Source organism: Streptomyces tritici (assembly GCF_048500665.1).
Taxonomy (GTDB): domain Bacteria; phylum Actinomycetota; class Actinomycetes; order Streptomycetales; family Streptomycetaceae; genus Streptomyces; species Streptomyces tritici.
In genome coordinates, this window is sequence record NZ_CP183183.1 from 7123329 (window position 1) to 7143261 (window position 19933).

General features: G+C 72.0%; 17 protein-coding genes. 6 read left to right on the forward strand and 11 right to left on the reverse strand.

The window, feature by feature from the left end; translation table 11 throughout:
- Nucleotides 1–86: 86 nt before the first annotated feature.
- The gene (locus ACNJ93_RS32960) at nt 87–1721 is read left to right on the forward strand and encodes an ADP-ribosyltransferase domain-containing protein (protein WP_418961139.1); all 1635 of its coding nucleotides are present in this window, start codon (nt 87–89) and stop codon (nt 1719–1721) included.
- A 58-nt stretch (nt 1722–1779) separates the two neighbouring features.
- On the opposite strand, the gene ACNJ93_RS32965 is transcribed toward ACNJ93_RS32960, so the two are convergent.
- Genes ACNJ93_RS32965 through ACNJ93_RS32975 form a run of 3 tightly spaced genes read right to left on the reverse strand, consistent with a single transcriptional unit; the run spans nt 1780 to nt 5365 of the window.
- Nucleotides 1780–2820 (reverse strand): ComEC/Rec2 family competence protein, encoded by a 1041-nt coding sequence (locus ACNJ93_RS32965; RefSeq protein WP_418961140.1) that lies wholly within the window; start codon nt 2818–2820, stop codon nt 1780–1782.
- Entirely contained in the window at nt 2820–4154 is a 1335-nt protein-coding gene (locus ACNJ93_RS32970; protein WP_418961141.1) for a hypothetical protein, read from the reverse strand. Before ACNJ93_RS32970 ends, ACNJ93_RS32965 begins: the two co-directional genes overlap by 1 nt.
- Nucleotides 4151–5365 (reverse strand): caspase family protein, encoded by a 1215-nt coding sequence (locus ACNJ93_RS32975; protein ID WP_418961142.1) that lies wholly within the window; start codon nt 5363–5365, stop codon nt 4151–4153. Before ACNJ93_RS32975 ends, ACNJ93_RS32970 begins: the two co-directional genes overlap by 4 nt.
- Before the next feature lie 133 nt (nt 5366–5498).
- Here ACNJ93_RS32975 and ACNJ93_RS32980 point away from each other — a divergent pair, with 133 nt between their 5' ends.
- A complete protein-coding gene (locus ACNJ93_RS32980; protein WP_418961143.1) occupies nt 5499–6563 on the forward strand; it encodes a DUF2235 domain-containing protein in 1065 nt (354 codons plus the stop codon).
- Nucleotides 6564–6622: 59 nt separating this feature from the next.
- Here ACNJ93_RS32980 and ACNJ93_RS32985 read toward each other — a convergent pair whose 3' ends face one another.
- The 5 genes from ACNJ93_RS32985 to lanKC all read right to left on the reverse strand — a co-directional run bounded on the left by ACNJ93_RS32985 (nt 6623) and on the right by lanKC (nt 12438).
- Nucleotides 6623–7150 (reverse strand): NUDIX hydrolase family protein, encoded by a 528-nt coding sequence (locus tag ACNJ93_RS32985; RefSeq protein WP_418961608.1) that lies wholly within the window; start codon nt 7148–7150, stop codon nt 6623–6625.
- A 174-nt stretch (nt 7151–7324) separates the two neighbouring features.
- Nucleotides 7325–9211, reverse strand: coding sequence for an ABC transporter ATP-binding protein (locus ACNJ93_RS32990; protein WP_418961144.1), 1887 nt, complete (start codon nt 9209–9211; stop codon nt 7325–7327).
- A gap of 168 nt (nt 9212–9379) precedes the next feature.
- Nucleotides 9380–9517, reverse strand: coding sequence for a hypothetical protein (locus ACNJ93_RS32995; protein ID WP_418961145.1), 138 nt, complete (start codon nt 9515–9517; stop codon nt 9380–9382).
- A 100-nt stretch (nt 9518–9617) separates the two neighbouring features.
- On the reverse strand, nt 9618–9746 hold the full coding sequence (locus ACNJ93_RS33000; protein WP_418961146.1) for a class III lanthipeptide: 129 nt from the start codon (nt 9744–9746) through the stop codon (nt 9618–9620).
- Between the two features lie 115 nt (nt 9747–9861).
- On the reverse strand, nt 9862–12438 hold the full coding sequence (lanKC, locus tag ACNJ93_RS33005; protein ID WP_418961147.1) for a class III lanthionine synthetase LanKC: 2577 nt from the start codon (nt 12436–12438) through the stop codon (nt 9862–9864).
- A gap of 268 nt (nt 12439–12706) precedes the next feature.
- Between lanKC and ACNJ93_RS33010 the strand changes: the two genes are divergently transcribed.
- The 3 genes from ACNJ93_RS33010 to ACNJ93_RS33020 all read left to right on the forward strand — a co-directional run bounded on the left by ACNJ93_RS33010 (nt 12707) and on the right by ACNJ93_RS33020 (nt 16829).
- The gene (locus ACNJ93_RS33010) at nt 12707–14584 is read left to right on the forward strand and encodes a hypothetical protein (RefSeq protein ID WP_418961148.1); all 1878 of its coding nucleotides are present in this window, start codon (nt 12707–12709) and stop codon (nt 14582–14584) included.
- A 67-nt stretch (nt 14585–14651) separates the two neighbouring features.
- The gene (sigJ, locus tag ACNJ93_RS33015) at nt 14652–15623 is read left to right on the forward strand and encodes an RNA polymerase sigma factor SigJ (protein WP_418961149.1); all 972 of its coding nucleotides are present in this window, start codon (nt 14652–14654) and stop codon (nt 15621–15623) included.
- Between the two features lie 162 nt (nt 15624–15785).
- Nucleotides 15786–16829 (forward strand): 2-phosphosulfolactate phosphatase, encoded by a 1044-nt coding sequence (locus tag ACNJ93_RS33020; RefSeq protein ID WP_418961150.1) that lies wholly within the window; start codon nt 15786–15788, stop codon nt 16827–16829.
- Here the strand turns inward: ACNJ93_RS33020 and ACNJ93_RS33025 are convergent.
- Entirely contained in the window at nt 16822–17430 is a 609-nt protein-coding gene (locus ACNJ93_RS33025; RefSeq protein WP_418961151.1) for a DUF6461 domain-containing protein, read from the reverse strand. The two genes, ACNJ93_RS33020 and ACNJ93_RS33025, sit on opposite strands and share 8 nt — an antisense overlap.
- A gap of 131 nt (nt 17431–17561) precedes the next feature.
- Here ACNJ93_RS33025 and ACNJ93_RS33030 point away from each other — a divergent pair, with 131 nt between their 5' ends.
- A complete protein-coding gene (locus ACNJ93_RS33030; protein WP_418961152.1) occupies nt 17562–18158 on the forward strand; it encodes an SMI1/KNR4 family protein in 597 nt (198 codons plus the stop codon).
- A gap of 125 nt (nt 18159–18283) precedes the next feature.
- On the opposite strand, the gene ACNJ93_RS33035 is transcribed toward ACNJ93_RS33030, so the two are convergent.
- Together ACNJ93_RS33035 and ACNJ93_RS33040 are read right to left on the reverse strand one after the other, a co-directional pair.
- Nucleotides 18284–18763: an HIT family protein gene (locus tag ACNJ93_RS33035; RefSeq protein ID WP_418961153.1), complete on the reverse strand. Its 480-nt coding sequence runs from the start codon at nt 18761–18763 to the stop codon at nt 18284–18286.
- A gap of 492 nt (nt 18764–19255) precedes the next feature.
- Nucleotides 19256–19870: a hypothetical protein gene (locus tag ACNJ93_RS33040; RefSeq protein WP_418961154.1), complete on the reverse strand. Its 615-nt coding sequence runs from the start codon at nt 19868–19870 to the stop codon at nt 19256–19258.
- Nucleotides 19871–19933 lie beyond the last annotated feature (63 nt).

Below are 19933 nucleotides of genomic sequence, written 5' to 3' on the forward strand. Positions count from 1 at the left end.
CCCCCGCCTCCGCCGCCGGACAGCCCGCAGCCCCGGGATCCGGCCACGACCAGCCCGCAAGCACGACCACCGGGAGCCCTTCCCCCATGAGCGACGCCACCACCCCGGCCCAGCAGCCCGACGCGAACGACCCGCTCGCCCTCACCGAGCTCTTCAACGGCGGCGGCGAGCCCTGGCTCCCGCTCCTGAAGCCCGTCATCGAGAACCAGCCGGACGCCGCCCAGTTCATCGGACCCGGCCGCAGCCCCGAGGTCGTCCCGGTCCGGGAGCTGACCTTCCAGGCGCTCAAGCCCCATCCGCCGCACAAGTGGAAGGTCGTCGTCTTCGGCCAGAACCCCTACCCGCGGCCGGAGAGCGCCACCGGCATCGCGATGTTCGACAACACCTTCAACGACTGGAAGGACAGCCAGTTCGGCAGGGTCGTCAGCATCCGCTGCATCATCAAGGCCGCGGCGATGTGGAAGTACGGCATCGTCAAGAAGACGCCCATCGCCGACGTCCGCGCCCTGCTGAAGGAGCGCGAGACGGTCCAGCCGCCGGAGTGGTTCCAGGCGATGCTGACCCAGGGCGTGCTGCTCCTGAACGCCTCGCTCACCGCCAGCGGCGACGGCGCGATGGGCACCGACCGGCACACCCAGTTCTGGCGGCCCGTCGCCGAACGGATCGTCGAGGAGATCCTCAAGGCCAAGCAGGACGCCGACGAGGAGGACCGCGGGGTCGTCTTCGCCTGGTGGGGCGCGCACGCGCGCAGCCTCAAGAAGATCGTCCAGCGGCTCGAGAAGAAGTACCCGGGCGTCGAGGTCCGGCACCTCGACCACGTCAACCCGGCCGCCCAGGGAGACGTCTTCTGCGAGGGCGACCACTTCGCCACGGTGAACGACGCCCTCGCCTCGCTCGGCGCCGACCCGGTCGACTGGCTCCCCAGCAAGGGCTGGAACGACGCCCCGGCCGGCGCCGACGGCACCGGAACCGGCGGTGGGGACGGCGACGTCGCCGCACGCATGGGCGCCTTCATCGCCTCCACCATGGAACTGCACCAGCTGTACCTGGAGCGGCTGACCAGCGTCAAGGACGAGGGCCACGTCCTGCCCGCGATCACCGGCGTGTTCGACACGCCGCTGATGGGCTTCGAGGACGCCGTCGCCCCCGTCACCGAGGTACTGAACGGGCTCGGCCGGCACATCGACCGGTCCCGCGAGTTCGGCAAGCGACGGGCCGACGAGTCGGCCGTCGGACTCTCCGCCGACGCGATCGCCGCGCTCTACCTCTACACCTGCGAATCCGGCTTCTACCGCGACATCAACGCCGTCCTGCGCTCCCCGGACCGCAGCAAGGTCGTGCCCTACCTCCCGTACCTCCGGCTGCTGTTCTCCGCCGTCTCGGGCCTGCCCGCCCACACCCGGCCGCTGTGGCGCGGAGTCTCCCTGGACCTGCGCAAGCAGTACCCGGTCGGCCGGACGGTCACCTGGTGGGGCGTGTCCTCGTGCACGTCCGAACTGAGCGTGGCCCGCGCGTTCCTGGGCAGCCGGGGCCGGCGGACCCTCTTCGAGGTCACCCCGGCCAAGGCCGTCGGCATCCGCAGCTTCTCCGCCTTCACCGGGGAGGAGGAATACATCCTCGCGCCCGGCACCCAGCTCGAGGTGACGGACGTGACGGCCGAGCGCGGCGGGCTGTGCACCGTCAAACTGACCGAAGTGGAGGCCGAGCCCGTCGTGTCCTGACCCCGACGGACCCGACGGACCCCAACCGGCCCCAACCGGCCCCGGCACCGCACCGGGGTCAGAACTCCACGGTGACGAACCCGTCCTCGGCGTCCGCCTCGGGCGCCGAGACGCGGTAGCCGAACCGCTCCCGCAGGTCGGCCACGTCCCAGGCCGCGGCCCGGTCGCGGTAGTTGAAGACCAGTTCCTTCGACTCGCCGCCGTTCTTGAGGATCCGCGCCATGGCGATGTCGTCCGGATGGCCGTGCACCCTGCCGTTGGTGGAGATCAGATATCTGCCGCAGTCGAGCAGGCCGAGGAGGTCGTTCGAGAGGTTCTTGGCGCTGCCGTGGTGGGCGACCTTCAGCGCGTCGACGCGCAGCCGCCCGCCCTCGGCCTCGGCGCGCGGCCGGAGGGAGGCGACGAGACGAGGGTCGTCCGCGTCGCCGGTCAGGACGATCCGGGTGCCCTCGAACTCGAAGAGCAGCCCGATGCTGGTCGGGTTCGTGGGGGAGCCGTCCCTCTTGAACGGTGCCGCGGCCAGCGCGTCGACGTCGATCGCGCCGAAGCGCTCGATCCCGGGCACGGCCTCCCGCTCCAGCGGGTCCACGCCCGGGATCAGGCCGGCCTGCTCGCACTTCGTCCGCCACTGCCCGATCAGGGACTCCAGCAGGCGGCGGTCCGGCGCCAGCACCTCCATCGTCGAGCCGTCGTCGAACCAGCTCGGCGGATGCCCGAACTCGACGCTGCGCCCGTCGAACGCCTGGTTCCAGGGGATGCCCTGCGTCATCAAGGCCGTGGTGAGCAGCTCCCCGTCCACCGCGCCGAAGATCTCCCGGTCGTGCAGATGGTCGAACCCGTTGAACCAGACGTCCCCGATGTCCACCGGCCGCTCCGGGTCGTTTAGCAGCGCCAGGACACCGAGGATGTGGTCCTGGTCGACATGGGTCACCACCAGCACGTCGATCGGCCCGTCCAGACCTGCGAGCAGCGGCCGGATCCGCCGGTAGGTACCGCGCCGGCCGCCGTCGACCAGGACGCGCCGGGTGAAGTCGTCGTTGCCGTATTCGAGGAGGAGGCAGTCGCCGTCCTCCGCGGGCAGCATCGTGAGCCGGAGCATCACGCACTCCTTTGCCGCAGGTCGAGGATCAGGAACGGCTCACGCATGTCGGCCAGCCAGGACAGCCGGCGCACCTCGTCGAGCCGGCGCGCGCACTCGGGATCGTCGGGGAACGCGGACAGTCCCTCGACGAGCCAGGCGAGCCCGAGCGTGTAGTACGGGACGCCGCGGTCGAACGCCTCGATCAGCGCCGCCCGCGCGAGCTCCCGCCCCCGCTCCCGGGCCGCGGCCGGGGAGGCCGATGCCCCCTGCCGCCCGCCGCCCGACACCCTCCGCAGCAGCCGCACCGCCCGCAGGATCGCCCCGTCCGCAAGCCACGGGAACCCGTCGGCGAGCCGCTCCAGCCACGGATCCCAGTACGTCTGCGCCCCGGAATGATCGGTGCCGATGAGGACGTACGCCCCGGCCGCCGCCGCGAGCGGGTTCTGGGCCTTGGAGTACAGCATCCCCTCGACGTCCGTGAACAGCCGCGCCGCGGTGTCCAGCGCGCCCTGCGCCATGTACGCCAGCCCCGCGCCGCACACCGGGTCGCGGACGGTCACGGCGACGGCGCTGCCAGTGGGGCTCTGCCGCAGGTTCACCAGCACCTCGACCTCGTACGGGCCCCACGGCAGCGGCAGCGTCACCAGACGGGCGGCCTCGCCGGCCTCCACGACCAGGAACTGGCGCTGCCCGGGCGGCGGCCCCGGAGCCCCGACGGGCCCGTCCGGGCCGAACCGGTACAGCGGCGTCACCGACTCCCCGGCCACGTCCGGCGCCGCCAGCACCCGCGGCTGCCCCGCCGCGACGAACCGGCCCAGCGCGACGGCGTCGTTGTCCAGCGCCAGCATCGAGGCGAAGGACCGGTGCGGCGGCGGGGCGTCGCCGATCCAGGTGGCGAGCGGGGTGGTGTCCGGGAACGGCGTCTCGGGCAGCGCGCCGTCCGGCCCGGCCACGGGCGCGACCATGGAGCGGGAGGCCACGGACTCGGCGAGCGGCACCGACGCGGCGCTCCGGTACACGCTCTCCGGCTCGATGTTGCCCATGAGGTACTGCCAGGAGTGCGTCTCGTACGGCGAGTCCGTCATGACGAAGTCCACGACCGTCTCCCGGCCCGCCTCCGCCACCGCGTCCTCCGTCAGCACCAGCCCCGACGGCAGCGTGGCCGAGACGACGTAGCGCCCCGGGGCCACCTCGTACGACGTGGGCCGCGGGTCCGTGCCGCAGGGGATCAGGATGCTGCGCCGGGTGTCGCCGGTGAGGTCGGCCGAGCGGATGTCGCCGACGATCACGGCGTCGTTGCTCTCCCCGGCGGAGGAGAGGAAGAGCCGTACGGCGAGTGCGGTGCTGCTCATGGCCGTGCCAATCCCACGCGGAACAGGGGCGGACGGGCATCGAGCTCCTGCCGGCGGACGTCCTCCGGGCCGAGGACGGCCTCGACCTCGTAACGCCCGAAGGGCAGGAACAGCGCCCATTCCTGCAGGTCGGGCTCGTCGCCGGGCCCGGGCGGAAGCGGCGGACGCCGGTGCTCGGCCTGCCCGTCGCCCGCGGCACCGGCCTCCGGCTGCCCGGCACGCCGGCACACGAACTCCGCGAACGCGTTGTCCTCCCGCGGCCGGCAGCCGATGTACACCGGGACGACCGGCTCGCCCCGCAACTGGTGGAAGTCGAAGTCGAACGACTCCGGACTCACCGGCACCGCGCCCCCGGCGAGCACGCCCGCGAACGGCGGCTCGCGCATGAAGCGGCTGATCGCGTGCATGAGGGTGCCGGTCGTCACCCGCCACACGCGGCCCTCCGTGTTCTCGCTGCCCGCGCCGTCGAAGCTGCGCAGCAGGGCGTCGGTGAACAAGCTGACGCTGCCTGCGCGGGCGAAGGACTCCTCGCCGTGCAGGGTCGCGAAGTAGACGGCGTGTTCCCGCGCCACGAACCCGTCGGGCCGCAGGTTCCCGGCGACCGGCACCCTCCCGAGGGTGTCCCGGCCCACCAGCCGGACGAGCGCGTCGGAGCCGGCCCGGCAGGCGTCCACGAAGAACACCTGCTGCCCGGCGCGGCAGCTGTTGAGCCCGCGCGCCAGCGCCTCGAAGTGCAGCGCGCCGTTCAGCGGACTGTTCCGGTCGGCGAACATGTCCGCGGCGAGGAGGGAGGTGTCGAAGCCCAGCGAGACGCCGTGCCCGCAGAAGTAGAACACCAGCCGCGCCTGGTCGTGGTCCCCGCGGTCCTTCCACTCGGTGACGGCGGCGACGATGTTGTCGATGGTCGCGGCCTCCACCTCGTGCTGCGCACCGGAGCCGGGATGGACGAACGGGGTCGGGTCCGCCTCGCTCAGCAGCAGCGCGACACTGCCCAACGGCCGTTGCTCGTCGTGGTACTGCTCGATCATCCAGCGGGCGAAGGCCCGCGCGGAGAGCGGCGGGGAGGACAGCTGGCGCATTCCGGTGGCACCGGGGTGGTTCGTGGGATCCGCCCCGCCGGCCAGGTGCGCGTACGCGCCCACACCGATGACGAGGGCGTGTGTGGAGGACGGCCCCGCGTGCTCGTCCAGGTGCACGATGAAGCGGGCCATGGAACCGGACCTCCGCGTGACGGTACGGGCAGGCCAGGAGAATGCTTCACTTCTATTATAGGAATGACCGCACTATGTGCCCCCTGGGAGCGCACTCAGCGCCCCCGGAGTCCGCGATCCCCCGGAGGCGGTGATGGGGAAGAACATCGTGGTCTGCCTGGACGGGACGGGCAATCAGCTCAAGGCCAGCGGCAACACGAACGTCGTCAAGCTCTACGAGATGCTCGACCTCCACGACCCCGCCGCGCAGATCGCCTATTACGACCCCGGCGTCGGCACCTTCTCCGCGGCGGGCGCGTGGACCGCCCCCTCCCGCAAGCTCTCCCGGCTCCTCGGCCTCGCCTTCGGCTCCGGCCTCAAGCAGAACCTCGCCGAGGCGTACACGTACCTGATGCAGCACTACGAGCCCGGCGACCGGATCCACCTCTTCGGCTTCAGCCGCGGCGCGTACACCGCCAGGGCCCTCGCCGGACTGCTGAAATCGGTCGGTCTGCTCCGCCCCGGCTCCGAGAACCTCGTCCCCTACGCCGTCGCCGTCTACGCCAAGAACCACACCTGGACGGACGACGACTGGAAGCAACTCCACCAGTTCGCCGACGCGTTCAGCCGCAAGGTCGACGAACGCACCGGAATCCCCGTGGCGTTCATGGGCATCTGGGACTCGGTCAAGGCCGCCGGCGTCCTGCGCTGGAACCTGCGCTGGCTCTACACCCGCCGCATCCCCAACGTGGCGCGCGTCCGCCACGCCGTGTCGATCGACGAGAAACGCCGCCCGTACGAGGAGTACCTCGTCCTGCCGCCCGAGGCCCCCGGCCGCGGCCCGGTCATCGAGGAGGTCTGGTTCGCCGGAGTCCACTCCGACGTGGGCGGCACCTTCGAGGACGACCCCCGGCTCCCCGCCGTCGCGCTCAAGTGGATGGTCGACGGCGCCTTGGAGTCCGGCCTCCTCCTGAAACCCGGCGCGTACGTCAAACACCTCGCGCTCACCCCCGACCACGCGCACGGCACCGTCCACCGCATGGGCCGCGTATGGGCCCTCCTCACCTACCGGCGCCGCCGCGTGCCCGCCGCTGCGCACGTCCACGAGAGCGTCCGCCTGCGCACCGAGGCCGACCCCGCCTACGCGACACGCCTCCCCGCCGACGTCACGTGGGCCGACCCCGGCTGGCTCACGCCTCGTCCGCACGACCGACGCTGACCCGGCACCCGCGGTACGGAGCCGTCAGGTGCCGAGGCGGGCGGAAAGGGCACGGTGCGTCAGTACGTGAGACCCACGTGGGCGAGCGCCTGCTTCAGCAGGACGCCCTGACCGCCCGGCATCTCGCTCTGCACGGCGGGCGAGGCCGCCTCCTGCGGACTGAACCAGACCAGGTCCAGGGCATCCTGCCGAGGCCGGCAGTCCCCGGTCACCGGCACGATGTACGCGAGCGAGACGGCATGCTGGCGCGGATCGTGGAACGGGGTGATCCCCGCCGTAGGGAAGTACTCGGCGACGGTGAACGGCTGCAGCGACGCCGGCACCCGGGGGAGGGCGACGGGCCCGAGGTCCTTCTCCAGGTGACGCAGCAGCGCGTCACGCACCCGCTCGTGGTGCATCACCCGACCGGACACCAGCGTGCGGCTGATCGCCCCGTCCGCGCCGATCCTCAGGAGCAGGCCGATACTACTGACTTCGCCGCTCTCGTCCACCCGCACGGGCACGGCCTCGACGTACAGGATCGGCATCCGGGCCCGTGCCGCGTCCAGCTCGTCGGTGGTCAGCCACCCGGGCGTGGTCTCAGTCATGTCAGACATCACTTGATGATACTTTCCGCGCCGCCCCCTCGCGCAGGCTCCCCTGTCGGCCACCCGAGTGGGACTCCCGCCCCCGTCGGCGGGCTCCGCGCAGGTCAGCGGCGCCGGCGGCCCCCGCTGGGGAAGCGGCCGACCGAATGTTCCCATTCCGCACCCGCGCCCCCGTCAGCCGCGGCGGGCGGAGCCCCCCTCGTCCGGCAGCAACTGATGGGCCGCGAGGCGGGCGTACAACGGATCGCCGCGCAGCAGCTCCTCATGGGTGCCGATCGCCTGGACCGTGCCCGCGTGCACGACGGCGATGCGGTCGGCGCGCCGGACGGTGGACAGCCGGTGAGCAACCGCCAGCACCGCTGTACGGCCCGAGAGCTCGTGGATCACGTCCCGCAGAGCCGCTTCGTTGACGGCGTCGAGCTGCGAGGTCGCCTCGTCGAGCAGCAGGAGGCGTGGCCGGCGCAGCAGGGCGCGGGCGATCGCGACGCGCTGGCGTTCGCCTCCGGACAGGGAGACGCCCCGGTACTGGATCGGCGCGTCGAGGTCGTCGCCGAGGCGGTGCAACAGCGGCTGGAGGCGGGTGGCCTCAAGGGCCCGGCGCAGCTCGGCGTCCGTCACGTCGCCCTCGGCCGCGTAGACCAGGTTCTCGCGCAGCGAGCCGGCCATGACGGGGGCGTCCTGCTCGACGTAGCCGATCGCGGCGCGCAGCTCGTGCAGGTCCCAGCAGCGCAGATCGACGCCGTCGAGGCGGATCGCGCCGGCGTCCGGGTCGTGGAAGCGCTCGATGAGGCCGAGGGCGGTGCTCTTGCCCGCACCGGACGTCCCCACCAGGGCCGTGAGGCCGACGGCGGGGACCGTGAGCGTGAAAGACCGCAGGGCCGGTGCGGGAGCGCCGGGATAGGTGAAGGAGACCCGGTCGAAGCGGAGTTCCTCCGTATCCACCGCCGCCGGGCCCGCGGCGGGCATCTCACGTGACGCGTCCGTCGCGCGGGGCGGCTCGATCGGCAGCCGCAGGACGTCGCCGATGCGCTGCATCGCGGCCCGCCCGGTCTGGAATGACGCCCCGACGGCCACCAGCGCCATCACGGGCTGGGCCAGGAACAGCACGTACAGCAGGAACGCGACCAGCGTGGCCACGGAGATCGTCCCGTCGGCGACCCTCAGCCCGCCGACGCCCAGCACGACGAGGAACACGAGGTGCACGGCGAGCGCCGCGGTGGCGGTGGCGACGGAGTCCCACCGAGCCCGGTTCACGCCGTGCCGGTAGGCGTCTTCGGCCGCGGCGCCCACGCGCTCCGCCTCGAACTGCTCGGTGCCGCAGGCCTTGACCGTGGTGAACGCCGACAAGGCCCGGTCCAGGACACTGCCCATCTCGCCGATGGCGTTCTGCGCCCCGAGCGACGCGTCGCGGATCCGGGGCATCACCAGGCCGACCAGGCCGAGCAGAAGCAGGATCGCCAGGACGCTGGCCCCGAGCAGGACGAGGTCCAGACAGGCCATCAGCACGAGCGCGCCGATCGCGGTCACCACCGACGTCGCCGCCTGCACCAGCGTCTGCAGCACGACCTGCCGCAGAAGGGTCGTGTCGCCGGTGACCCGGGCCATCAGATCGCCGGGCGTACGGCGGCGGAAGTCCGCCATGGGCAGCCGCAGGATGTGTCCCGTCAGCCGCCGCCGCGCCGTCAGCACCGCGCCCTCGGCGGCAGCGGTCAACTGATAGTTGCCGTACGCGGACACGCCCGCACCCAGGATCACCAGACCCATCAGCAGCGCGACGAACACGCCGGCCCCGCGCATCGGGTCGGCGCCGCCCAACACCCGCTGGACGACGAGCGGCTGGAGCAGCCCGATCGCCCCCGCGAGCAGGAGCAGCAGGCTCGCCGTGAGCACACGACGGCGCTCGGGGGCGACGTACGCGCGCAGCCCGGCCAGGGCTTCGGAGAGGGAGAGCGTCGGGATCCCGGCGGGAGAGGCGGAGGCACGGGAATCGGCCGGACGGCGCGGCGGCCGGCCCGAGGCCGCAGGTGCCCCCGGGGCCGCCGTTGCCCCCGCGGCTGCCATGGGGCCCGGGACCGCAGGCGAGCCCGTCCGTCCTGCCGAGTCCCCGCGGTCCGCCGGACGCGGTGCCGTGTCAACCATGGGCGGATGCCTCCCCCTCATGCCGCGGGCGGCGCGCGGTTCCGGCCTCCGCCGGGAACCCGCGCGCCGCCCGAGTCGTACAGGACCGGATCACTGAGCCGCGCACACGATGCTGGAGCAGCTGCTGAAGACGCTGATCATGCTGCCGACCCCGGTGTATCCGGGGGTCTCGTCGAGGCGCTGCCGGACCGTCTCCTCCAGCGCCTGCAGGGCGAGTACCGCGTTCATGGTGCTCCCTTCTCCGTTGCCTCTGTCGTGGATCCTCGGCCGTCCGGGCCCGGCGCGGGCTGCCGGGGTGATCCCGGCAGCCCGCGCGGTCAGCCCGGAATCAGCACGGGTCGCAGGTGGTGGAGCAGGAGCTGTAGTAGCTGACCATGCTGCCCTGGCCGGTGATGGCCGGAGCCTCGAAGACCTCGTCGGACGACTCCAGGGCCTGCAGCGCGAGTACCGCGTTCATGGTGGCTTCCTTCCTCTCGTGTGGTGCTCCTGGTGGTGGTACGGCGCCCGCCGGGTGGCGTGCTGCCGCCGCCGGGGTCCGCGACCGGCTCGTACGGCCGGCCGGGCCCCGGAGTTCAGGGGGTGCGCTCCGGCTCCGGCTCGGAGGGGAGCAGGGGCACACCGGGTCCGTCCAGGACCCGGGCGAGGGCCAGCAGCACTCCGGCGCTGCCGCCTCCCAGGTCGGCGTGGAAGCGTTCCTCGCCGCCGCCGAGGACGCGCAGACCCGTGGGGTGCCGGATGGCGTACTTGGCCAGGCCCGTGGCGATGCGCACGGCGGTCCGCAGCTCCCCGGGCCCGCCCGCGCACCGGGCGTGCTCGGCCAGGGTGTACGCCCAGCCGGCGACGCCCGTGTACAGGCCGGGCTCCGCCGCGCAGGTGAGCCGGCACATCGTCAGGACGCGGGGCAGCGCCAGGGCGCAGCGTTCGTCGCCGGTGGCGGCGACGACCCGCGTCAGCGCCGTCGCCACGCCGGCCGAGCCGAGCGACAGGTACGGCAGGATCCGCGTCCGGCTGTCGTCCCGGAACAGCAGCCCGTCCTCGCCGCCCTCGACGCCCCGGTCGAGTTCGGCGTGCATCAGACCGACCGCTCCCCGCAGATACCGGCGTTCGCCGGTGCGCTCGCCGAGCGCCAGGAGGAACAGGGCCGTGCCCGACAGACCCGACGCGAGTCCGGGTGTGCCCGCGTCCGACAGGACGTGCTCCCGGTTCTCGCCGATGAACGTGTCGCCGAGCTTGGCGGCCACGGTCAGCCGCCGGTCGCCGCCGAGCCTGGCGTACAGGTCCAGATGGGCCAGCCCGATGCCGGCGGCTCCGTGGCCGAGGTGCGCCGAGGAGAGGCTGAGCGGGTGCCGCAGCGAGGCGTCGAGCAGTTCCTCGGCCTCGGCGTGCAGGCCCAGCTCGGCCAGCACCCAGGCGAGGCCGGCGGTGCCGTTCTGCAGCCCGGGCGCCAGGGACCCGGCGTGCGCGAGCGCGTCGTCGCGGAACCGTGCGACGAGCTCGTCGGGGACCTCGACACCGGACCTGAGCAACGCGTGCAGGACTCCGGCGGTGCCGTGCTCCAGGCAGTGCGTGTTCACCCCGTACCCCCGCGGCGAAGGCGGGAACACCCAGTCCTGGCCGTCCGGCCTGGCCATCGCCAGCAGGCCCGCGGCGATGCCCGTGCGCAGGCGGGCGAGCGACTCCTCGGGGCGTTCGTCCAGTTCGGCCGCCGTGGGCAGTTCGTACGGCGGGGGAGCGGCCTCGACGACGGCCGTCCCGTGATAGCGGGTCGCGGTGCGCCACAGCTCCTCGGGGATGGGGACGCCCTGTTCGAGGTCCCTGCGGTACAGCTCGGCGCGGCCGCGCGGATCGCGTTCCAGGGGCTGGCTCAGCGGGAACAGCGCGCACAGGGCCAGTCCGGCGTACCCGTACTCGTCGTCCTCCACGCCGGCCTCGGCGAGGGCGCGGGGCGGCTTGTAGCCGGGAGTGCCCAGCGGGGACGGCTTCTCCGTCAGCGGGTTGGCCGTCTCGAAGTCGATCAGACGGACGCCCAGATCGTCGCCGACCACGACGTTGCCGTGGCTCAGATCCCCGAACCGCAGGCCGATGCCGTGCAGCCGGTCGATGGCGGCGCGCAGCTCGGCGAGGATGCGCCGCACGTCGGCGAGGTACGCGGCGTGCCGCTCCGGTGCGACGCCGAGCCGCCCCATCACCGTGTGCGTGGCGACCCACTGCAGGAAGCCCGTGCCCTCCACGAACTCGGTGACCAGGAAGTCGTGTTCCCACTCGGTGAAGTAGTCGATCGGCTCGGGGCAGAGCCCCGGAGCCTGCGCGTGGACGCGCTCCAGCATCGCGTGCTCGTGACGGAGGCGGTCGCGGGAGTCGGTGCCGTTGCCGATGATCCCGTTGTGCGCGCGGGCCTCCTTCACGAAGACCGTCCGTCCGGTGGCCGTGTCCGTGGCCCGGTACGTGCCTCCGCCGTTGCTGTGGCGGATGACGCCGGTGACCTCGAACCGGTCGTTCAGCAGGATCGGCCCCGTGTGCGGCTCGGCCGGCGGAGCGAACGGGTCCTCGATGCCGGGCGGCGGGACGAACTGGGCCGAGCGCACGTCGGGCACGTCCCGCCCCTGGCCGTCGCGGACCAGGTGGACGGTGGTGCCGTCGAGCCGCACGGACGTCCGCGTGAGGTAGGCCCCGTACCGGTAGTGCACGACGCCCCGCTCCCCGTAGCGCCGGTCGGTGAGGACGTACGGCCCGACCTCGTCCTTCAGTTCCGTGGACAGCCGGTCCATCAGCCGCCGGGCGGTCTCGGTGTCGGGCGGGTAGATCGCACAGAACTTGCCGGCCTGGGAGCGGGCGGCGTGCTTGTGGTGGAACGCCTCGAAGAAGAGCTGGGCGGAGAGGTGCTTGAAGGCCAGCCCCTCCTCGAAGCAGATGCCGGCCACCGTGTCGAGGGTGAAGCGCAGCCGCGACGGGACGGTGGAGACATGGACCTTCCACCCCTGCTCGGCGATCACCGGCTCCGCCGGCCGCCAGTGCGTCCAGACGCCGTCGGCCTTGCCGGTCCAGCCGTCGGGGACCTCGGACGGTGCGTACCTCTCGCCCACGTGGGACGCGCGCTCCAGCGGAACGTAGAACTCCTTGTCCGCCATGGTCAGCCAGAAGTCGAGCACCGTCACTCCTTCACGGATCCCGGTCCTTCCGGGGAGGCAGCCCCCGGTCGCAGGACACGCAGCCAACCAGCTCGCGAGGAGCCGACGAAGTCCCCCTTTCGGGGGGCTTGTGTCCGGGTGCGGCGTCTGCTCGAAGCCTCGAAGAAACGGCTGAAAAGTGAGGCTGTATCAGGTCTGTGCCGCAGGTGCTGATCTGAGTACAGTCCTGCGCCGGGCAAGGGGGCCCGACCCGACAAGGCGTGCTTTGTGGGGACTTCACGGGGGGGGCATGGTCCTGAACGCGTTGCGCGCGGCGGTCGAGACCCATCGGCTGGTGAATCTCACCGGACCGCTCGGAGTCGGAAAGACGTGGCTCGCCTCGGGCCTCACGGATGCGGCACGAGTGGACGTGGACGGGCCGGACGGACTCGCCGCGCTGGGACCGGCGCTGAAGGCGCTGACGTCGCTTACGTCGCTGATGGAGCCGGCGGACTCCGCGGATCCGGCGGACTGCACGGAGCCGGCGGACTGCACGGATGGGGCGGACCTGAACGAGGCGGAGGCCGTACCGCGGCGCACGCTCGTGATCGACAGCGTCGACGGCGCATTGCGGCGGGACGCCGTGCTGGCGGCGCTCCAGGATGCCGGGCTGGCTGCCGCGCGGCCCGGGGCGTGGCAGGCCGGGGCCGCCGCGCAGGGCCGTGGGAGCGTGGTGGTCGTGAGCCGCCGCCCGATCCTCGCGGACGCCCGCTGGGCGGACTCCGGCGCCGTCGCCGTGACGGTGAGACCCGCCTGCGACGGCCGGATGGCTCTCCAGACGGAGGGCCTCGACGACCCCGAGGGTCGCGCGGTGACCGCCAGGTTCTCCGGCGGCATCCCGCTGCTCGCGGCCGCCGTCCGCCGGGCCCTCGCCTCCGGCGTCCCGGCGTCGTCTCCCGGGGCCGTCGCCGACGCCGTCGCCGGGGAGATCCTCGACCGGCTCGGCCGCGAACTCCCGGGCCGACGCGGCAAACACGCGTTACGCCTGCTGGCCACCGTGTGGTCCGGCGACGAGCAGCTGCTGCCCGGCGGCCCGGACCGGTACGCCTCGCTCGCCGCCCTGAGCATCGTCGACCGCGACGCGCTCGGCCTGCGCATCGTCGAGCCGTACCGTACGGTCCTCGAACTCGCCTACCGCTGGCGGAAGCCGGAGGCGCACAGAACCGTCCGCACGCGGGCGCTCGGCTACCGGCTCGCCCTCCTCGACCGGAACCGCGAGCGCACCCGCCTGCGCGGCCGCGCGGACCGCGAGGACCGGGAGGAACGCGCCGCCCTCGCCGAACAGGGCCTCTTCCTCAGCGGCGACCCCCTGCTGCGCACCGAACTGTTCCCGGCGGCCGAGCCGTCGGTGCGCGTCGGCACCGCCCGCGACGACGACGCCGGCGACATCGGGCGGCTGATGCGCGGTTGGGCCCTGCGCAGCGGCTTCGACCCGCGTCGCTGCGACCGCCTCACCGAGCGCTGGGCCGCCGACGACATCTCCGCCTTCCACATCGCCCGTGACCGCGACGGCCGCGCGATCGGCCTGGCCAGCCTCATCCCGATCGGGGAGCGGACGGTCGACGGCATGGAGCCGCTGGTGCAGCAGCACAGCGGAACCCTCGCCGGAGGCGGACTGTTCCTGGGCGCCGCCCATTGCCCGGCCCCTGCCGTGCGGGCCCGACTGCTGCGGTACGTCCTGCGGCAGGCCGTCGACGGCGAGCGCCTGATCGTCTCCACCGCCAGCCCCGACTACCAGGCGCTGGTGCGCGGCCTGGGCTTCCGCGTGCACGGCGGCATCAGGGACGACGTCTACCGCTGCGGCCGCCCGCCGGAGGTCTACAGCAACGACTTCACGGCCTCCGCACTGCCCTGGTGGCTCGGCCGGATCACCGACGGCGGCCGGTCGCCGGGGGAGACGCCCGCCCGAGCGGTTCCGCACCTCTCCCCGATGGAACTGCGGATCCTCCTCGACTACGCCTCCGGCATGACCCTCGCCTCGGCGGCGCGCCGGGCCGGCGTCTCACCCCACACGGCCAAGGACTACCTCAAGCGCGCCAAGTCCAAGTACCTGCTGGCCGGAAGGCCCGCCTACACCAAGATCGACCTGGCCCAGCGCGTGCGAGAAGACGGCCTTGACAGCCTCTGACGGCCCCCAGTGACCCACATCACTCGCCGACCTGTCACATTTCGGCACCCTACGGTGTCGTAAAGGTGTGACGGACAACAGCACACCCCACCTCGCCCGCGGCGTCGGCGGCCCGACCCTCGCGCACGGGGGCGGGACGCGGGTGAACACCGACGAACACGCCGAACGGTTCACCCTGTTGCGGCCGCTGCTGTTCACGATCGTCTACGAGATCCTCGGCTCCGCGACCGAGTCCGACGACGTGCTGCAGGACAGCTACCTGCGCTGGGCCGACGTCGACCTCGCGACAGTACGGGACACCAGGTCGTACCTGGCCAGACTGGTGACCCGGCAGGCGCTGAACGCCCTGCGGGCCGGCGCGCGCCGCCGCGAGGACTACGTCGGCCCGTGGCTGCCCGAGCCGCTGCTGCTGGAGGAGAACGACGCGTCGGCGGACGTGGTCCTCGCCGAGTCGGTGTCGATGGCGATGCTGGTCCTGCTCGAAACGCTCACTCCCGACGAACGCGCGGTGTTCGTGCTGCGCGAGGTGTTCGACTTCGACCACGCGGAGATCGCCGCGGCGGTGGGCAGGCCCGTGGCGACGGTGCGCCAGATGGCCCGCCGGGCCCGGGCCCACGTGAGCGCGCGACGCAAGCGCTTCGCGCCTGCCGACGCGGCGACGACCGTGCTGGTCACGGAGCGGTTCATGGCCGCGGCGAACACGGGCGACCTGGAGGGCGTGCTCGAACTGCTCGCCCCGGACGTCACCTGGACGGCCGACAGCGGCGGCAAGGCCGTCGCGGCGCGCCGGCCGGTGGTGGGCGTGGAGAAGGTGACCACACTCCTCGCCGACCTCTTCGGCGACGGCTCGCGGGCACGCGACATGCGGATCGAACTCGCGAACTGCAACAGCACGCCCGCGCTGGTCGTCCACATCGGCGACCAGGTGCAGGGCGTCTTCCTGATCGAGGTCGTCGACGGCAAGATCACCCACTTCTACGCCGTCCGCAACCCCGACAAACTCCTCGCGGTGACGGCCCCGCGCCGCATCAGCCGCTGAAACCCGACACCCAGACCGCCACAAGGAGAACCAGGATGACCACAGCCAACGCGTCCAACCCCATGCACGACGACGGCAAATGGCCCAGGCGGGGGGATTACGCGAAGACTGCGGCCTGACCGCAGCAGTTCTCGTGGATCAACCGGTGCGGGACTCGCCCCCATGACCGACTGGTTCCTGCAGCGAGAGCACGGCGTCCGATTCGAGTGGGGCCCCACCGGCGCCCGGCAGTTGGCGCAGGACGCTGCCTGCCTGGTGGTGGTCGACGTCCTGTCGTTCACGACATCGGTGACCGTCGCCGTCGAAGCGGGGACCCGGGTCTTCCCCTACGCGTGGCGCGACGAGACGGCGACCGCGTTCGCCCGGATGAACTCGGCGGCCCTGGCCGTGGGGCGGCGCGCCGCCACCCCGACCTCACCGTGGTCGCTGTCTCCGGCAGCACTCCGGCAGGCCCCCTTCACCCCCCGACTCGTGCTGCCCTCGCCCAACGGATCCGCCATCGCCGCAGCAGCCGGTGAGGCGACGCCCGTAGTGGCGGGCTGTCTGCGCAACGCCACCGCCGTAGGACGATGGCCGGCCCGCCACGGCTACGGGACCTCAGCACGTCCCGTCGCAGTGATCGCCGCGGGTGAGCGATGGCCGGACGGAACCCTGCGACCCGCGCTGGAGGACCTGCTGGGCGCCGGTGCGATCATCGCCGAACTGGACTCCCAGGGCGCCGGCCCGCTGTCCCCCGAGGCAACCGCCGCACGCGCATGCTTCGTCGACACCGACGACATCGCCGGCACCGTGGTCACCTGCTCCTCGGGCAGGGAACTCATCCGGACCGGTTTCGCCGACGACGCGGCGCTCGCCACCGACCGCGACACCAGCACGACCGTCCCCGTCCTCACCGCCGGAGCCTTCACCCACAGCACCGACGCCCCAAGGCGCCGGCGCCCGGAACAGGAGCAGCCCATGATCACGAGAGCACAAGGGGAGGGGAGCCGTCAGGCGCACCTGAGGAATCACCTGTGGCGTACAGATACGAGGCCAGCGGGCCTCAGGCGACTCGATCACTGCTTACAGCTCGTCGTCGACTTCCCACGGCATCGGACGAGTCATTCCTCACCCCGGATCGTCGGCTTCGCAGTGGTCCAACCACGTCGGAGATCATTTGTGAGGAGTTCTCAGGCGAAGAAGCCCCGACGCCACTCGGTCACCTGATCCTCGCGCTGCCGCAAGTGAACGTCGTCTCTCGAAGGAGTTCGGGAGTGATGCGGACGCCGGTCAGATGCTCGGCCAGCGCGAACGCGGCCGACGCGGACATGTCCCGCGCGGTGTCGGACGTCTCCTCCCAGAACTGGAAGCCGATGTCCTGCATGACCGTCAGGAGTTCGTCGGGCGCCGTTCCCCACCGGCTGTCAGGGAACCCGGGCTCGAAGGACAGGCGGTTCGCCGTGTCCTCCGCCCAGAGAAACAGATCGACGCCGTTGATGTTCACGAAGTGTGAGACCCAACGCGTGCCGGCAGACGTCGGCAACGCCCTCTCCTCCGTGACGCCGAGATAGCCATTCGGCTCGATCAGCAGCGTCCAGTCCCCGAGGGGCGTCATGGCGAGGAACTGCAGGGAATCGTCGGACTCCAGGAGGTCGAACGCTGCCTCCACCACCTGTTCCACCCCGGTCCGCGCAGACTCCTCCCGTCCCTCCAGTCGGCGGAGAAGCTCGGAAGGCGTCAGTCGGTGCACCAGCGTGAAGCAGTACGCCTCCGCGAGCTCGGGGAAGCGCTCCTCGAACCAGAGGTAATCGGCAGCAGTCGAAGTCATACCGGAGATCGTCGCCGACGCCACTGACATCCCACGGTGCAGCGCCATGCGAGTCCGCCTGGACCGAGCACCGCGCCGCGCCGCTGTCAGTGGGCGCTCGTAGGCTCGGCAATCCGATCGAAGGGATTGCCATGGAACACCCGATGGACATCGCGGCGCTGGCCGAGATCCTCCCGCCCGACCTCGGCGCAGACGAGGAGATCGATTGGAAGGCCGCGGAAGCGCGGTGGGGCACCCGGTTCCCACAGGACTACATGGCCTTCATGTCCCTGTGGGGCGCGGGCTCCTTCGAGGGCGTCAGCGTGCTCATGCCTCTGCCGAAGGAGTACATCCAGTGGGATCCCGGCACCTTCGAGGAGGAGACCGAGAACGCCCGCTACACCTGGGAGATGCTGGAGGGCCAGGAGGGCCTCGACATCGACCCCGCTCACATCCTCGCTTGGGGCGTCACCTCCGGCGCCGACATCCTCTGCTGGCTGACGACCGACCCCGACCCGGACCGATGGCCCGTCCTCGTCTGCGGTCGCCACACCCCGGACGACTTCACGCTGTACCCCTGCGGCATGGTCGACTTCCTCCACAAGCTGCTCCGGAACGAGTTCGCCCCGTACCCCCTCAGCGTCGACCTCCGCAACACCTCACCGCGCTACGTCCACTGGCTCGAAGAGCAACGCCGCTGGAAGGCGGGCCTGGACCGACACACCGGCGAACCCCGCACCACCCACTGAACATCCGAGCCGACCGCACAGCGGGGCCCGCACGGACACCGACGACCTCGCAAGGCAGCCGGGCCACGCCAAGGCCCTGATCCGGGCCGGGCGGCCAGGCGGTCTGGCGGTGGGCGAGGCCGCTGTCAGACCGTCGAACGCAGCCGGTCGAGTTCGCTGCCGATGGCATCCCGCAGCGCATCATGCTGCGGACCGAGTCCGAACCGCTCGTCACGCCACCGCTCCCGCGGATAAAGCCAGACCGGCTTGCCCACCAGGTCGGCCGGCTCCCATTCGAACCGCGGCCAGACATGGGCGTGCAGGAACGGATCGGTGTTGCCCAGGATCTCCAGGTTGACCCGGCGGAAGTCGTGGTCCATCTGCCGACAGGCCCGCTCAACCGCTTCTCCGAGCCGGTCCATATCGCACAGAAACGCCAGCCGCTTGGCCCTCGGCAGGTCGGACAACCGTTGGACATTCGGTTCATCCACCAGGAGAACCGAGTAGCCCGGCAAGAACTGAACGTCGCCGGTCACTGCCAATCCCGACTCAAGCCGCCGCAGCACGGTCGGGTTCTCGCCCCGCAAAGCAGCCCCGATCCGGTCCATCCGCGAGTCACGAGTCACGCCCGAAACCTTTCCACAGTCGATCAAGATCGACTAGGCATTTCCCCACCTGCCCGCCTCGCTTCAGGGGCCAACGAAGCGACGCGAAAGTGCCCCCGGCCGATCAGCTCGTCGAGGCCAACGACGAGCCAGGCCGCCTGACCGGGGCTCACCGCGCCGATCAGCCTGCCCGTCGCGGCCCTGGCCACCCTGTTGAACGGGAAGTACCGAGCGCCGCAACCTGTCGGCCGGAGCGGTCTTCGAGGGCGGGGAGGGCGACACGACGTTCCTGGCCTGGGCCGACGAGGGCGGGGCGGCCGGCGACACCGCGGGCCTTGCCGTCCGCGGTCGCACGTTCACGGTCACCTCGCAGGGCCAGCTGCTGTAGCCGTACCGGGGGCAGCGGGCATTCGGTGGTTGCGGTTGTCGTCGAGTACGCCGCTACCTGAGTCCGTCATGCATGCCGCTCGCCCCGGTCGCTCCGAGGCCGACACCTTTGCTGCACCACCCTGTTCAGGGCATCGTCCGATAGGGGCCGCCTCGGAAGTACAGGCTTCCGTGCGGTCGAGGGCGGTCGCCGCGTTCGTGTGCGGCGTCGGAGCGGTCGGCGGGGTCCGACCGTTCGGCGAGGGCGCGCAGTGACTCCAGGCCGGCCAGGACCTCGGAGCGGTTGGCCGAGTTCTTCATCCACGACGGCAGCCGCGCGAACATGGCCGTCGTCGGCCGCCACCCGGCCCGCTCGCGCAGTCGCGCGCCGACGTACGAGGACAGCGCGTCGACGTGCTCCTCGTTGTACGCCCACAGGATCCGGCCGGCGCATCGGGTCTGCAGCCACAAGGGCCGCCGGAAGAACGGGTCCTCACTGCCGCCCAGCGTGACGCCAACCAGGCCCGCGCCCCGCACCTCGGACTCCCATTCCGCGAGGGCGCCGCAGCCGCCGCAGGCCAGTCGGCGCGGCCGGAACAAGAACTCGGTGTAGTACTTCAGCGGCGGCAGGCCCGGTAGCGGAACGACCAGGGCACGGCCACCGCACCGCGGGCAGACCACGAGCATCCGGCCCGCGAACCGGGCCAACGGCTCGCCTGCGTCGAAGTGGCGGGTGGGCCCACTGTCCGGCTCGGAATCCATGGCGCACATCCTCTCAGGCCGAACCGGCGTTCGGCGTCCCCGTCAACTCCGGCCCGGCAGCGC

Excerpts from the sequence above, each read along its gene's own strand:
- ACNJ93_RS32960 (WP_418961139.1), top strand. The coding sequence starts at position 87 with ATGAGCGACGCCACCACCCCGGCCCAGCAGCCCGACGCGAACGACCCG.
- ACNJ93_RS33000 (WP_418961146.1), bottom strand. The coding sequence starts at position 9,746 with ATGAACGCGGTACTCGCGCTGCAGGCCCTGGAGTCGTCCGACGAGGTC.
- ACNJ93_RS33025 (WP_418961151.1), bottom strand. The coding sequence starts at position 17,430 with ATGACTTCGACTGCTGCCGATTACCTCTGGTTCGAGGAGCGCTTCCCC.
- ACNJ93_RS32990 (WP_418961144.1), bottom strand. The coding sequence starts at position 9,211 with ATGGCAGCCGCGGGGGCAACGGCGGCCCCGGGGGCACCTGCGGCCTCG.
- ACNJ93_RS33020 (WP_418961150.1), top strand. The coding sequence starts at position 15,786 with ATGACCGACTGGTTCCTGCAGCGAGAGCACGGCGTCCGATTCGAGTGG.
- ACNJ93_RS33030 (WP_418961152.1), top strand. The coding sequence starts at position 17,562 with ATGGAACACCCGATGGACATCGCGGCGCTGGCCGAGATCCTCCCGCCC.
- ACNJ93_RS32970 (WP_418961141.1), bottom strand. The coding sequence starts at position 4,154 with ATGAGCAGCACCGCACTCGCCGTACGGCTCTTCCTCTCCTCCGCCGGG.
- ACNJ93_RS32975 (WP_418961142.1), bottom strand. The coding sequence starts at position 5,365 with ATGGCCCGCTTCATCGTGCACCTGGACGAGCACGCGGGGCCGTCCTCC.
- ACNJ93_RS32965 (WP_418961140.1), bottom strand. The coding sequence starts at position 2,820 with ATGCTCCGGCTCACGATGCTGCCCGCGGAGGACGGCGACTGCCTCCTC.
- ACNJ93_RS32980 (WP_418961143.1), top strand. The coding sequence starts at position 5,499 with ATGGGGAAGAACATCGTGGTCTGCCTGGACGGGACGGGCAATCAGCTC.
- ACNJ93_RS32995 (WP_418961145.1), bottom strand. The coding sequence starts at position 9,517 with ATGAACGCGGTACTCGCCCTGCAGGCGCTGGAGGAGACGGTCCGGCAG.
- ACNJ93_RS33040 (WP_418961154.1), bottom strand. The coding sequence starts at position 19,870 with ATGGATTCCGAGCCGGACAGTGGGCCCACCCGCCACTTCGACGCAGGC.
- ACNJ93_RS32985 (WP_418961608.1), bottom strand. The coding sequence starts at position 7,150 with ATGACTGAGACCACGCCCGGGTGGCTGACCACCGACGAGCTGGACGCG.
- ACNJ93_RS33010 (WP_418961148.1), top strand. The coding sequence starts at position 12,707 with ATGGTCCTGAACGCGTTGCGCGCGGCGGTCGAGACCCATCGGCTGGTG.